The following is a 14,007-nucleotide window of genomic DNA, read 5'->3' on the forward strand; positions in this document are numbered from 1 at the left end:
CCGGCGATCCCCCGACTCCCTGTCGGGTCAGGTCGTCGTCGACGGCTTCTCGGCCGACGGCCTTTCGCGGAGGGCGTTGACGACCGCGCGTTCCAGGACCGCCGACTGGTTGATCAGGGTGCCCTTCTTGCCCATGGTGGTGTCCCTGATGAGGTAGGTCCGTTCGCCCAGGTACTGAAGGGTGGCCGCGTCGAAGATCCAGGCGGTGCGCCAACCGGTGCGGGTGTTGTCGCGGGCCACGCCGATCCCGTGCCGGCCGGCCGCGTCCACCGCGTCGGGGTCCTCGGTCACGCCGGGGATCTTCGCCGCGGCCTTGTAGAGGGCGGCCGCGGTCTTCGGCGGCATCACCGTCTCCCGTAGCAGCTCGCCGATGGCGTCGAAGGCGTCCTGGTCCGGGTCCCGGTCCCCGGCCGGGGTGTCACGCGCGTCCTGGTCCTTGGTGACCTCGGTGGTGAGCCGCCGGAGCAGGGCGGCGGGGTCGGTGGGCAGGGAGGCCAACCAGGTGTACGTCGGCCGGTTGAGGCCCTCCGGGTAGCCGACGGGCACCTCACCGTCCGGGACTCCGACGGTGATCGGGAAGTACGAGCCGTCCTGGTGGATCAGGCCTTCGTCGATCACCGGCCCCGGCTTCTGCGTCATCCAGACCTCGCGCTCGCGGGGCTTGGTCAGCTTCACCGGGCCGTCGAACTTGCCCTCGTTCTCGGTCTGCAGCGTCCTGACGTACACGAACTGGTCGCCGCTGACCTTCTGTTCGCCGCTTTTCAAGGCGACCGAGGCGATTCGGTCGAGCAGTACGGCCGCGCCGCGCGGGGCCGTGGCCCCGGAGCCGGTGCCTGCGGCGGACGGCGCCGGATTGTTGTCCTGGCCGGTCACGGCGAGCGTGGTGAGCAGTACCCCGCCCAGGGCCAGTCCGGCGGCGGGCAGCAGGACGGCGGGGCGCAGGAGGCGGGGTCGGGGGCGGGCGGTGGCGCGGTCGCCGTCCTGGTCGATCAGACGCATCAGGGTGTCCTTGTGGTGGAGATGACGGCCCGGGGGCAGGTCCCGTTCGGCCGGGGCCGGCAGCAGCCGGGCCAGTTCCTCGTGTTCGGCCTGCTCGGGGCCGGAGGTACGGTCGTTCATCGGGCTTCCTCCTGGATGGGCGGGGCCACGAACGCGGCCCTGTTCTCTACCTCTCCGCGGCGGGGGCGGGGTTCCCTTCCGGATCGGACCTCTTCTCCGGGCCGTGCTTCCCGTACGGGCTCGTCCGGTGTCCGGCGGAGCTGCTCGTCGGTGAGCCGTCGCAGCCGCGTACGGGCGCGGGACAGCCGCGACCGCACGGTGCCGACCGGGATGCCCAGGGCCTCGGCGGCCTCGGCATAGTCCAGCCCGGACCAGACGCAGAGGGCCAGCACCTCGCGTTCCTGGCGGTGGAGTCGGCCCAGTACCTGCCGGACCGCGGCGAGCCGCCGAGTGTCGTCGACGCGTCCGGCCGTGGCGTCCGCGATGTCCGCCACCGGTTCCGGGGCGGGTCGGCGGGCCAGGAAGGCCAGGCGCCGCCCGATACCTCGGTTCGCGTTGCGTGCCTTGTTCGTGGCTATCCCGAGCAGCCAGGGCCGCAGCGAGTCGCCCTCCGGCTCAACTGCGTGACGGGTACGCCAGGCGGCCAGAAAGGTTTCGGACAACACCTCCTCGGCCGCCGACCAATCGCCCGTCAGCCGGTAGGCATGGTTGTAGACCGACCGCGCGTACTGCTCGTAGAGCGCGGCGAACGCCTCACGATCGCCCGCCCTGATTCGTGCGCGCATGCGCTCCCGATCTTCCTGTTCATCACATCTCACACCACCTACCTCTCCGGCCCGGCCAAGGAGTTCCCGTGACCCGCGCCACACCACGGCCCGCCGGCACCGGATGCACATCCCCGGACCACAAAGGAGACACAGGCCTTACCCCCGCTGGCTACCATCGCCGATATGGCGTTACTTGAGCGGGAGCACTGGCTTGACGCACTGCGACGCTGCCCGGCTGGGCGGGTGGTTCTGGTGTCCGGGGAGGCGGGTATCGGCAAGACCGCTCTCGTCAGGGCGTTCTGCGCCGGCCTGACCCGGCCGGTCCTGTGGGGTTCGTGCGACGCGCTGCGCACTCCGCAGCCACTCGGTCCGCTCCACGACATCGCACGGCAGGTGACGGGGGAACTGGCCGCCGCGATGGCTTCGGAGAGCCCGCGGCACGCGATGTTCAGTGCGTTTCTGGACCAGTTGACGGTACGGGAGGCCGTCGCCGTGGTGGAGGACGCGCACTGGGCCGACGAAGCGACGCTCGACCTGCTCATGTTCGCCGTCCGGCGGATCTCCTCCACGCGTGGCCTGCTTGTCATCACCTATCGGGACGACGAGGTCGGATCCGATCATCCGCTGCGTGCGGTGCTGGGAGCGCTCGCCACCGACAGGGGTGTGCTGCGTGTTCGGCTGTCACCGCTCTCGGCAGCGGCCGTCGCGACGCTGGTCGGGCCGAACGGTCCGGATGCCGCGGAACTGCACGCCCGGGCCGGCGGCAACCCGTTCTTCGTGACCGAGGTCCTGGCCGATCCCGACCACAGGGTTCCCGAGACGGTACGCGACGCGGTGCTGGCCCGGGCGGCCGGTCTCGGCCCCGCGGAGCGCGACGCACTCAACTCGGTGGCCGTCTTCCCCGGTTATGCACCCGCGCCCTTGGTCCAGGCACCCAGAAGCGCCGTTGACGGCTGTGTGGATGCGGGAATGCTGGTTCGCGACGGCACGCGGATCCTGTTCCGCCATGAGCTGGCCAGGCTGGCCGTCGAGGAGAGCATCGCGTCGGCGCGCAGGACCGAACTGCATGAGCATGCGCTGGCCGCTCTGACGCGGTCGGGCAGCGATCCGGCCAGGCTCGTCTATCACGCGGAGGAGGCAGGCGACGCGGCAGCCGTCCTCGTACACGCCGGTGCGGCGGCGAGGCGGGCGACTGCGGTCGGTGCTCACCGGCAGGCGGCCGATCACTACGCCCAGGCGCTGCGGTTCGCCGACGGGATCAGCCCGCGCCACCATGCGGAGCTGCTCGAACGCCACGGTGAGGCGTGTGCGCACGCGGGACGGAGTGCGGCGGCCGTGGTCTCCTCTCGCCAGGCGATCGAGCGCTGGCGGGCTGAAGGTGACCAGGAGCGCGAGGCCGCTCTGATGGCATATTGCTCCTACTACTTGTGGAACCAGGGCCGGAATGTTGAGGCGCATGCCATGGTGCGGCAGGCGCTCGCCCTCGCCGAGGGGCTGCCGGAGGGGCCCGGACTAGTCGCCGCGTACACGTGGTCGGCGTACCTTCTGATGCTCGCCCGGGACGTCCCCGGGGCGGTGCGGACCGGTAACCGCGCCGCCGTGCTCGCCGAGCGGTTCGGTGAACAGACCCTGCTGGCCCGGGCATTGAACGCGGTCGGCTCCGCCCTGTGGTCCACCGAGCCCGACCTGGCCGAGCAGACCATGCTCCGGAGTCTCGGGGCGGCCCGGACGGCCTGTGACGACGGGGCCGTCGGAAGTGCGATGGTCAATCTCGGATCCGCGGCAGGCGAGGTCCGCCGCTACGACCTCGCGGAACACTGGCTGAACGAGGCCATGACGTGGTGTTCCGACCGCGACCTGGACGACGTACGGAGTTACGCCACGGCATGGCTGGCCCGGTGCCTGTGGGAGCGAGGACAGTGGTCCGCGGCAGAAGCGCTGGTGGAGGAGGTGGGAGCCACCGAGTGCACGCCGAGCCGGATCGTCGCGCTCACCGTGCTGGGGCGGCTGCGCACCCGGCGGGGAGAGCCGGGCGCGGCGGAAATCCTCGACGAGGCCTGGTCACTGGCCGAACGGACCGGCGACTTGCAGCGCCTGTGGCCGGTCGCGGCGGGACGCGCCGAACTCGCCCGGCTGAGCGGACAGCAGGCCGACAGCCATCTGCCCGAGGCGTACGAACTGGCGGTACGGCTCGGTATCGGCTGGGCGATCGGTGAACTCGGACAGTGGCTGGAACCGGAGCCGGGGGAAGTCCACCCGGCCGCCGCCGCGCCGTACCGGATGAACCCCGTCGAGGCCGCCCGGGCCTGGGATGAGCTCGGTTGCCCGTACGAGTCGGCCATGGCGCTCGCGCAGAGCCCGGATCACCTGCGGGAGGCCCTGCGCGGGTTCGAGGCCCTCGGGGCGCGACCCGCCGCGGACCAGGTGGCCCGGCGGATGCGCGACCTGGGACTCCGGACACCTCGGCGTTCCACTCTCGCCCATCCCGACGGGCTCACCGCACGTGAGGCCGATGTCCTCGGCCTGCTCAGGGACGGGCTGCGGAACTCCGAGATCGCCGACCGGCTCCGCATCGCGGAGAAGACGGCCGGGCATCACGTCTCCTCCATCCTGGCCAAGCTCGGCGTGCGTACCCGCCAGGAGGCCGCCAGACATGGGGAGATCGCCGAGCCAACATAGGGAACGGCTCCCGATGTCCGGAGCCCGCTCTCAGCCCGACAGTGGTGGTCGGAAAGGAGCGTGCAACATGCCGCGATATCTCGTCCAACGGACCTTCTCCGAGGGTCTGCACATCCCGATGAACGACGAGGGCGCCAAGGCCTGTACGAGCGTCATCGAGGGCAATGCCGCGTCGGCGGTCACCTGGGTGCAGTCGTACGTGAGCCGCGACAAGAGCGTGACCTACTGCGTGTACGACGGGCCGTCTCCGGAAGCGGTGCGCCAGGCCGCGCAGACCACAGGCCTGCCCGTCGACCAGATCACCGAGGTCAGCGTCCTGGATCCGTACTTCTACCACTGACCCTCGCGGAAGCGTCGTCACAGCACAGTCCCGGAACACCGGAACACCGGAACAGACGAAGAGGAGACATTCAGCATGAAAAGACCTACCGCCCGGAAGGCGGCTACCAGGTTCACGGCGATGGCCGCGGCCTCCCTCTCGGTGCTGGCCTTCGCCTCCCCGGCGAGCGCGGGCGTCACGACCGTCCAGCCTCGGTCCGTGACCTACTACCAGTTCAAGAACTTCTACACCGGCAAGTGCCTGGACGCCGGAGGGCAGGCCAACGGTTCTGCGGTTCAGCAGTACACCTGCACCGGAACCGTCAACCAGCAGTGGGCGCTCAGGGCGACAGGCAGCGGCTACTTCCAGCTGGTCGTCGCGAGCAGTGGCCGATGCATGGAGGTCGTGAATTCGGCCCAGTCCAACAACGCGGTCGTCCAGATAGCCGACTGCAACAGCGGCTACAACCAGCAGTGGACCACGCAGACGAGTACCCACGCCGGCTGGCCGCGGCTGGCCACCCGGCACAGCGGCAAATGCCTGCAGCCCCTGAACGAGAACACCGGCGACCGCATCCAGCAGGTGCAGTTCGACTGCTACACCGCCTGGTCACAGGAGTGGAACCAGTCCTGACCCGGCGAGAACGCGCCACTTCGGAGGTCCGGGCCGCCCGGGCCTCCGGAGAGGGCCGCGCTCCCCCGTCCCCGGTGATCCATCCTGGACATGGGCTGACTGACAGCGCCGAGCCAACGCCCACTGGCCGTGCGTGGCTTTGGACCGCCTCGTGACCGTACGACGCGGCAGTGTCTCGACCGAGGGAGAGACGCTGACCTGGCGGCTGTCCGTGGACACGCCCACAGTGGTGGACCTCTGGGAGCCGGTGCGGGTGCTTCCGGTCACCGAGGGCGCCGAGCTGTCCACGAAGGACGTGGACCCGCAGTGGCTCCTGGACTCGTCCGGTGATGTGCCCGATCCCGAACGGCCGCTGTCCGACGCGCACTTGTGGGTGTGGCTGAACATTCCGCCCGGGAGTACCGGCGTGGACTTCGTCGTGCCGACCGTGCGGGACCAGGTGACCGAGCCGACCGAGTCGATGCGCCTCGCGCTGACCGACCGCAACGCCAAACCCCTGCCCGACCGGCCGGTGCTGACGGGGACGGTGCTCGACAAGCCGTAAGCACGCGGTGCGAGGGGATCGTGAGCAACCCTCGTGTGCGGGGTCCGGGCTGTCCGGGCCCCGCACTTCACCAGGTCACACGGCCCCCGGCCGTGCCCTCCAGCCCAACAATTCATGCCCTACTCGTGTCGAGCGGCCGGTCGCGGGTCGTCTCCCTCAGAGGGCGGGGGTGAAGCGACCCCAGGCGCGGTGGCCCCCGAGAAGCCGGGTCACGGCGCGCAGCACGTCGGATGCGGCCGTGCCGAAGACCACTCCGTCGGAGCCTTCGGGCAAGCCGGCCGCCTCCAGAGCTCCGGCTCCTTCGCCCCAGGCGCCGATGGCTTTGCCGTGGCGGTACGCCTCGGTGACCATCAGCAGCAGACGGGGGTCGACGGCTGTGACGAGGGCAGCGTCGTCGTCCGCCTTGGCGTCGCGGGCCCCGTAGGCGTCGGCGGCCGGAGCCGGACCCCCGGCCAGCAGGATCGCGTCGAACTCGGTGGACCGGGCGGTCGCGAAGGTGCGCTGCACGGTGACCGGGTCGCCGTCCGGGTCCAGGACCCCGCCTGCCGGTGCGATGACCAGCGGGACCATGCCGGCGTCGAGGACCACGCGGCGCACCTCGCGTACACCGGCCAGGTCGTCCGCACCGCTGGTGACGATGCCGATGATCCGGCCGTCGACCGGCCAGTCCCCGCCCAGCTGGGACAGGGCGGGGCTCGGTTCGACCGCCGCCGGCGGAAGGCTCGCCTCCGGGACCGGAAGGCCGAGACCGGCCGCGACCGGCGCGCAGAGGTCCGGGTCGATGTTGGCGAGCACCTGCAGCGCCCGTTCCTTGACGGCCGTCTCCCAGCACTTGCCGAGTTCGAAGGTGTAGGCGGCGACGATGTGTTCGCGCTCGGTGGGAGACATGCTCAGCCAGAACAGCCGGGCCTGGCTGAAGTGGTCGTCGAAGGACACCGCCGCGTCACGCACCTTGCGGCCGGCGGGCACCTCGACCGGCACCTCGATGTACGCCCCGGTGTCCGCACCGGCGAGGAACGGGCAGCCGCCGTCAAGGGAGTTGGGCCGGTACGGTGCCACGCCCCGGTGGACCGCGGTCTGGTGCATGCCGTCACGCAGCATGTCGTTGACGGGCGCGTGCGTGCGGTTGATGGGGAGCTGGCCGAAGTTGGGGCCGCCCAGCCGGGTCAGCTGGGTGTCGAGGTAGGAGAAGAGCCGGCCCTGCAGCAGCGGGTCGTTGGTGACGTCGATGCCGGGAACCAGGTGTCCGACGTGGAAGGCGACCTGTTCGGTCTCGGCGAAGAAGTTCGACGGGTTGGCGTTGAGAGTCATCAGGCCGATCGGGCGGACCGGGGCGAGCTCCTCGGGCACGATCTTCGTCGGGTCGAGCAGGTCGATGCCCTCGAACATCTGGTCATCGGTGTCCGGGAAGGTCTGCACGCCCAGTTCCCACTCGGGGAACGCCCCGGCCTCGATCGCGTCCGCGAGGTCGCGGCGGTGGAAGTCGGGGTCCATGCCCGCGGTGATCTGGGCTTCCTCCCACACCAGGGAGTGCACCCCCAGTTTCGGCTTCCAGTGGAACTTCACCAGCGCGGTCGCGCCTTCGGCGTTGACCAGCCGGAACGTGTGGACACCGAAGCCCTCCATCATCCGGTACGAACGCGGGATGCCACGGTCGGACATGTTCCACAACGTGTGGTGGGTCGCCTCCGTGTGGAGCGTGACGAAGTCCCAGAACGTGTCGTGGGCGCTCTGCGCCTGCGGGATCTCCCGGTCGGGATGCGGCTTGCCCGCGTGGATGACATCGGGGAACTTGATCGCGTCCTGGATGAAGAACACCGGGATGTTGTTGCCGACCAGGTCGAAGACGCCCTCGTCGGTGTAGAACTTCGTCGCGAAGCCCCGGGTGTCGCGGACGGTGTCGGCCGATCCGCGCGAGCCCAGGACGGTGGAGAAGCGGACGAACACCGGCGTCTCGACACCCTCGGCGAGGAAGGCGGCCCTGGTGATTCCCGCGGCGGCGCCATAGCCCCGGAACACGCCGTGGGCGGCTGCGCCACGGGCGTGTACCACCCGCTCGGGGATGCGTTCGTGATCGAAGTGGGTGATCTTCTCCCGCAGGTGGTGGTCCTGCAGCAGCACCGGACCGCGGGGACCGGCCTTGAGCGAGTGGTCTGTGTCGTACAGGCGCGCACCCTGTGCGGTGGTGAGGCGGGCACCGCCCTGGGCGACCTTCTTCTGCGGGGTGCCGGTGGCCTGGCCGGTCGGGCTGTACGTGTCCGGTCCGCGCTGGTCGGGCTTGGGCGGAAGCGGCCCCCGCGCCTCGGTCGGTTCCTCGGCCGACGGCTCTTCGGGACCCGGAGCACCAGGAATCTCGTTCCCTGGGCGGACAGCGTCCTGAACCTTTTCCACGACCTTCTCCGCCGCAGCCGCCACGGGGTTCTTCTTCTCGCTCACTTGGTTCCGATCTTCGCGAAGGGGAGCGCCACGCTCGATGCGGTCGGCGCCCGGGCAGGGAGGAGAACAACTGCTGGCGACGGGTGCCCCTCAACGCGACACCTGACACACGGACTGGCCCATTCGGCGCTCTGACTCGAACGGGGCCAGTACGCGAACCCGTGATCCCGACACGGGACGGGGCGCCGGTTCAGGGGCGCAGCAGGGTTTTGATCATGCCGTCCTCCTTGGCCTGGAAGGCCGAGTACGCCTGCGGCGCGTCCTCCAGCGGCAGATGATGGGTGGCGAAACCGTCCACGCCGAGGGGGTCCTCGTCGGTGAGCAGCGGCAGGATCTCCGGCACCCAGCGCCATACGTTCGCCTGGCCCATCCGGAACTGGAGCTGCTTGTCGAACATGCGCAGTAGGGGCATGGGGTCCATGGCTCCGCCGTACACCCCGGAGAGCGAGACGGTGCCGCCACGCCGTACGAGATCGATCGCCGCGTAGAGCGCGCCGAGGCGGTCCACGCCCGCCTTCTCCATGAGGGGCTGGGCCAGCGCGTCGGGCAGCAGCCCGGTCGCCCACTGGGCGGTCTTGGCCACAGAGGTGCCGTGCGCCTCCATGCCGACCGCGTCGATCACCACGTCGGTGCCGCGCCCGCCGGTCAGTTCGCGCACCGCGTCCCCGAGGTCCTTCTTGTGACGGCGCAGGTCCAGGCAGGTCACGCCGTGCGCGGAGGCGCGGTCGAGGCGTTCGTTCACGAGGTCGACGCCGATGACCAGCCCGGCGCCCCGGTGCTGGGCGACGCGCGTGGCCATGTCTCCGATCGGGCCGAGCCCGAGCACGGTGAGTGAGCCCCCCGGCGGCACCGCCGCGTACTCGACGGCCTGCCAGGCGGTCGGCAGTACGTCGGAGAGGTAGACGAACCGGTCGTCGGCCGGCCCGTCGGGCACCTTGATCGGCAAGTTGTTGCCGAACGGCACCCGCAGGTACTCGGCCTGCCCGCCCGGTACCTGCCCGTAGAGCTTGGTGTAGCCGAACAGGGAGGCGCCGCAGCCGTAGGCGTGCACCTGGGTCGTCTCGCACTGCGATTGAAGACCCTGGGAGCACATGAAACAGGTGCCGCAGGAGACGTTGAACGGGATGACGACCCGGTCCCCGGGGGCGACGGCGCGCACCTCGGGGCCGACCTCCTCGACGACGCCCATGGCTTCGTGGCCCAGGATGTCGCCCGGATCCAGGAACGGCCCGAGGACTTCGTAGAGGTGGAGGTCGGAGCCGCAGATACCGGTGGAGGTGATCCGCACGATCACGTCGTCGGGCTGTTCGATCACCGGGTCGGGGACCGTCTCCACCTGGACGTTCCGCCGACCCTGCCAGGTCAGAGCGCGCATACTGTCCGCCTCCTCGTTCGTCCTTCGATCAGTGACGTACAGGGCCGGGTATCCGCGGTGGGCGACCTGAACCGGCCCCCGTGACGCTTTCGGACCCGGGTCTCGCGGTGGCCGCGTTGGTAAAGGGGGGACAAAAATCTCCCTGCCACGGGGGTCACCGGTGATGCCAGACTTCCGGCATTACCGGCCGTGGCGGTGATCCGCACGGTCGTCCAGGTCCTGCGGCGACGACGGTCCCGCCCCCTGCCGTGCCGCTGTGCGCGGCGTGATCCGTCCGCGACACGAAGGCTTACTCATGCCCACTGAAGTCCCCGAATCCGCTGTCCCGCCCCCCACCGGAACCGGCGGATCCTCCCCGGCCCCCAGCAGGCGCACGTTCATCGCCACCACCGCGGTCGGTGGTGCCGTCGTCGCGGGCGGTGTGATCGGGGGGACATATCTTCTCGACCCGCAGGAGGCGGCCGCCGCTGACGCGTCACCCGCCAGCCGGGTAGCCCTGGCGGTGAACGGCACCCGGCGGACGGTGACGGTCGACAACCGCACCTCGCTGCTGGATCTGCTGCGCGAGCACTTCGAGCTGACCGGCTCCAAGAAGGGCTGCAACGCCGGGGCCTGCGGCGCGTGCACAGTGCTGGTCGACGGGCAGCGGGTCAACTCCTGCCTGACGCTGGCCGTGCGCCTTGAGGGCGCCGAGGTCACCACCATCGAGGGCCTGGCAAAGGGCGACGAACTGCACCCGCTGCAGCAGGCGTTCATCGACGAGGACGCCTTCCAGTGCGGCTACTGCACGCCCGGTCAGATCATGTCCGGCGTCGGCTGCATCCAGGAGGGACATACCGCCTCGCCGGAGGAGATCCGGGAGTACATGAGCGGCAACGTCTGCCGCTGCGGCTGCTACGTCAAGATCGTGCGCGCGGTCGAGCAGACCGCCGCCCGCAGTTAAGGAGCGGCCCGATGCATCCCTTCTCGTACACCCGCGTCAACAGCGTCCGGGAAGCCCTGGACGCCGGTCGCAGAGGCGGCCGTTACCTCGCAGGCGGCACCACCCTGGTCGACCTGATGCGCGAGACCGTCGAAACCCCCGACACGGTCGTCGACATCAGCGCCCTGCCCTTGACTGAGATCACCGCCACGGCCGGTGGCGGTATTCGTATCGGCGCCCTTGTCCCGATGGCCGAGGCCACCGCCGACCCCAAGCTGAACAGCCTTTTCCCGGTGGCCGCCCAGGCTCTTCGGGGCGCCTCGGCCCAGCTGCGGAACATGGCCACCGTCGGCGGCAACATCATGCAGCGCACCCGCTGCACCTACTTCCGTGACGTGACCGCCGACTGCAACAAGCGTGAGCCCGGCTCGGGTTGTGCCGCGCTGAACGGCTACAACCGCGGCCACGCGATCCTCGGCGGCTCCGATCACTGCGTGGCCGTTCATGCCTCCGACTTCGCCGTCGCCCTCACCGCCCTGGAGGGCAGCGTCCACCTCCAGGCACCGGACGGCAAGAAGCGCAGCCTCCCCTTCGCCGACTTCCTGCTCCGCCCCGGCAGCACCCCACACCGCGAACAGAGCATCCTGCAGGGCGAGTTGATCACGGCAGTCGAGATTCCGGCCTATCCGCGGCCGCTCAAGTCGGCCTACCTGAAGATCCGTGACCGGCAGTCCTACTCCTTCGGGCTCGCTTCGGCGGCCGTCGCGCTCCATGTGCGCGGCGGTGTGATCCGCGAGGCGAAGGTCGCCGCCGGTGGCGTGGCCACCGTGCCGTGGAAGCTGTCCGCGGTCGAGCAGGCCCTCATCGGCGAGCGTCCCTCGGACCGGCTGTGGGCCGAGGCCGCCGGCCACGCGGCCGACGGCGCCCGCCCTCTTCGGCACAACCGGTTCAAGGTCGAGCTCCTGAGACGGACCGTCGAACGTCAGCTGCGCACCGTAGGAGAGATGGAATGAGCCCCCAGCCGCAGGCAGCCGTAGGCGCTCCGCTGTCCCGGGTGGACGGCGTGCTGAAGGTCACCGGCAAGGCGGAGTACGCCGCCGAGCACGACCTGAAGGGTGTGGTGCACGCCGTCATCGTCGACGCGAGCGTCGGCCGCGGCCGGATCATCGCCATCGACACGCGCGCCGCCGAGAAGCACGCCGGTGTGCTGCAGGTGATCCATCACGGCAACGCCCCGAAACTGCCGTACCGCGACAACACCGGCTCGAACAACCCGGCCGGGCGCAGACTTCGGGTGTTCCAGGACGACAAGGTCCTCTTCCACGGACAGCCGGTCGCCGTCGTCGTGGCCACCACGCTGGAGGCGGCCCAGCACGGCGCGAGCCTGGTCAAGGTCCGCTACGACGCCGAGAAGCCCTTGACCGACATCACCAAGGGCAAGCCGGGCGAGCCCACGAATTACGCGCGCGGCAACGCCGAAGCCGGGCTGCGTTCCTCGGCCGTACGGCTGGACCTGACCTACGAGCTGGCGCGCAACCATCACAACCCGATGGAACCGCATGCCACCGTCGCCCGCTGGGACGGCAACAAGCTGACCGTCTGGGACAAGACCCAGTGGGTGATGGGCACGCACGACGAGATCGCCGCGGTCTTCGACCTGCCGGCGGACGCGGTGCGGGTCATCAACCCGTTCGTCGGGGGCGGGTTCGGCAGCGGCCTGCGCTGCTGGCCGCACACGATCGTCGCCGCGCTGGCCGCACGAGTGACGAGGCGCCCGGTCAAGCTCGTACTCAGCCGCAGGCAGATGTACTTCGGCACCGGCTTCCGGCCGGCCTACGAGTACCGGCTGCGCCTTGGCAGCGACCGGCGCGGCAAGCTGAACGCCGCGATCCACGACATCGACCACGAGACCTCGTCGTACGAGACGTTCTTCGAGGCCGTCCTGGGCACGGGCCAGATGATGTACAGCATGCCCAATGTCCGTCAGGCATACCGGCAGGTGCCGTTGGACGTGAACACCCCGATCTGGATGCGCGGACCCGGCTTCGCCCCCGCGTCTTTCGTGATCGAGTCGGCCATGGACGAGCTCGCCGACGAACTCGGCATCGACCCCATCGAGTTGCGGCGGCGCAACGAGCCGAGCGAGGACGAGTCGACCGACGAGCCGTTCTCCACCCGGCGGCTCAGCGAGTGCTACACGGTCGGCGCACGCGAGTTCGGCTGGGAGCGCCGCAACCCCAAGCCGCGCTCCACACGGGAGGGGAATCTGCTGATCGGCCTGGGCATGGCCGCCGGGGCCTACGACTGCGGGCGGTATCCGGGGCAGGCCAGGGCGCGGCTGGATGCTGACGGCACGGCGGTCGTGGAGGCGGCCACCACCGACATGGGGCCGGGCACTTACACCTCCCAGACCCAGGTCGCGGCCGACGCTCTGGGGCTGACCATGCGCACGGTGACCTTCCGGCTGGGGGACTCGGTGTATCCGTTCACCTCGCCGCACGGCGGGTCGTCGACCATGGCCAGTGTCGGCTCGGCCGTCGTCGACGCCTGCAACAAGGTGCGGCAGCAGGCGATCAAGCTGGCCGTGGAGGACCGCGAGTCGCCGCTGTACGGCGTGAACGCGGACGACGTGGTCGTACGCAGCGGCCGACTGCACGACCGGAACAACACAACGCGCGGGGAGACGTACAAGAGCCTGCTGGCCCGCAACGACCGCTCCCGCCTGGAAGCGAACGGTTCTTACGAGGGGCCGGGCGCCGACCGGTCCGCCTACTTCGCCTACAGCGCGACCTTCGCCGAGATCTCGGTCGACGCGGACCTGGGGCTGGTGCGGGTGCGGCGGATGCTCGGGGTGTACGATGCGGGCCGCATCATCAGCCCCAAGCTCGCCGACAGCCAAGCGATCGGCGGCATCGTGGGCGGCATCGGCCAGGCGCTGTTGGAGGACACGGTCACCGACCACCGCGACGGACGGATCGTGAACGCCGGCCTCGCCGACTACCTGGTGCCCGTGAACGCCGACGTCCCAGACGTCAAGGCGATCTACCTGGACGGTGAGGACAACTCCGGCAACCTGCTGGGCGTCAAGGGCCTCGGCGAGGTCGTCCAGGTGGGCGTGGCGGCCGCGATCGGCAACGCGGTCTTCAACGCCACCGGCCGACGGGTCCGCCAACTGCCCATCACCGCCGAGGCGTTGCTCTGACGACACCGCGTCCATAGACGGGCCGGACAGCCGAACCCCCCGTACGGCTGCCCGGCCTCCTCCGGGTGCTGTGGGCACCCTGGGGTCTGCTCGTACGCCGGTTCCTGGCGGCCGGCGCGTCGGCCGGGCGG

Annotated in this window: 11 protein-coding genes; 7 read left to right on the top strand and 4 right to left on the bottom strand. The window is 70.2% G+C overall.

All coding sequences use genetic code 11. The features are described from left to right. Window positions 1–27: 27 nt before the first annotated feature. The gene (locus tag STRTUCAR8_RS18260) at window positions 28–1,119 is read right to left on the bottom strand and encodes a CU044_5270 family protein (RefSeq protein WP_006377299.1); all 1,092 of its coding nucleotides are present in this window, start codon (window positions 1,117–1,119) and stop codon (window positions 28–30) included. Beyond that, window positions 1,116–1,784, bottom strand: a complete 669-nt coding sequence (locus tag STRTUCAR8_RS18265) for an RNA polymerase sigma factor (RefSeq protein ID WP_044472419.1) — start codon at window positions 1,782–1,784, stop codon at window positions 1,116–1,118. The genes STRTUCAR8_RS18260 and STRTUCAR8_RS18265 overlap by 4 nt, the downstream gene beginning before the upstream one ends. 165 nt (window positions 1,785–1,949) lie before the next feature. Between STRTUCAR8_RS18265 and STRTUCAR8_RS18270 the strand changes: the two genes are divergently transcribed. The 4 genes from STRTUCAR8_RS18270 to STRTUCAR8_RS18285 all read left to right on the top strand — a co-directional run bounded on the left by STRTUCAR8_RS18270 (window position 1,950) and on the right by STRTUCAR8_RS18285 (window position 5,941). Next, window positions 1,950–4,445, top strand: coding sequence for an ATP-binding protein (locus tag STRTUCAR8_RS18270; protein ID WP_006377301.1), 2,496 nt, complete (start codon window positions 1,950–1,952; stop codon window positions 4,443–4,445). Between the two features lie 67 nt (window positions 4,446–4,512). Further along, a complete protein-coding gene (locus tag STRTUCAR8_RS18275) occupies window positions 4,513–4,785 on the top strand; it encodes a DUF4242 domain-containing protein (RefSeq protein WP_006377304.1) in 273 nt (90 codons plus the stop codon). A 75-nt stretch (window positions 4,786–4,860) separates the two neighbouring features. Next, complete coding sequence (locus STRTUCAR8_RS18280; protein ID WP_006377298.1) at window positions 4,861–5,397, top strand: RICIN domain-containing protein; 537 nt, start codon at window positions 4,861–4,863, stop codon at window positions 5,395–5,397. A 151-nt stretch (window positions 5,398–5,548) separates the two neighbouring features. Then, window positions 5,549–5,941, top strand: a complete 393-nt coding sequence (locus STRTUCAR8_RS18285; protein WP_006377309.1) for a hypothetical protein — start codon at window positions 5,549–5,551, stop codon at window positions 5,939–5,941. Between the two features lie 156 nt (window positions 5,942–6,097). Here the strand turns inward: STRTUCAR8_RS18285 and STRTUCAR8_RS18290 are convergent, their stop codons facing one another. Together STRTUCAR8_RS18290 and STRTUCAR8_RS18295 are read right to left on the bottom strand one after the other, a co-directional pair. Further along, window positions 6,098–8,377, bottom strand: coding sequence for a catalase (locus STRTUCAR8_RS18290; RefSeq protein WP_006377307.1), 2,280 nt, complete (start codon window positions 8,375–8,377; stop codon window positions 6,098–6,100). 190 nt (window positions 8,378–8,567) lie between these two features. Beyond that, a complete protein-coding gene (locus STRTUCAR8_RS18295; protein WP_006377300.1) occupies window positions 8,568–9,752 on the bottom strand; it encodes an alcohol dehydrogenase catalytic domain-containing protein in 1,185 nt (394 codons plus the stop codon). 295 nt (window positions 9,753–10,047) lie between these two features. Between STRTUCAR8_RS18295 and STRTUCAR8_RS18300 the strand changes: the two genes are divergently transcribed. From STRTUCAR8_RS18300 to STRTUCAR8_RS18310, 3 genes are read left to right on the top strand one after another with little or no spacing between them, the layout of a single operon-like run. Continuing rightward, the gene (locus STRTUCAR8_RS18300) at window positions 10,048–10,695 is read left to right on the top strand and encodes a (2Fe-2S)-binding protein (protein WP_006377303.1); all 648 of its coding nucleotides are present in this window, start codon (window positions 10,048–10,050) and stop codon (window positions 10,693–10,695) included. 11 nt (window positions 10,696–10,706) lie between these two features. Then, window positions 10,707–11,687, top strand: coding sequence for an FAD binding domain-containing protein (locus tag STRTUCAR8_RS18305; protein WP_006377305.1), 981 nt, complete (start codon window positions 10,707–10,709; stop codon window positions 11,685–11,687). Next, a complete protein-coding gene (locus STRTUCAR8_RS18310) occupies window positions 11,684–13,876 on the top strand; it encodes a xanthine dehydrogenase family protein molybdopterin-binding subunit (protein ID WP_006377308.1) in 2,193 nt (730 codons plus the stop codon). The genes STRTUCAR8_RS18305 and STRTUCAR8_RS18310 overlap by 4 nt, the downstream gene beginning before the upstream one ends. Window positions 13,877–14,007: the final 131 nt, after the last annotated feature.

This window comes from Streptomyces turgidiscabies Car8 (assembly GCF_000331005.1).
In the GTDB taxonomy this organism is placed as follows: Bacteria; Actinomycetota; Actinomycetes; order Streptomycetales; family Streptomycetaceae; genus Streptomyces; species Streptomyces turgidiscabies.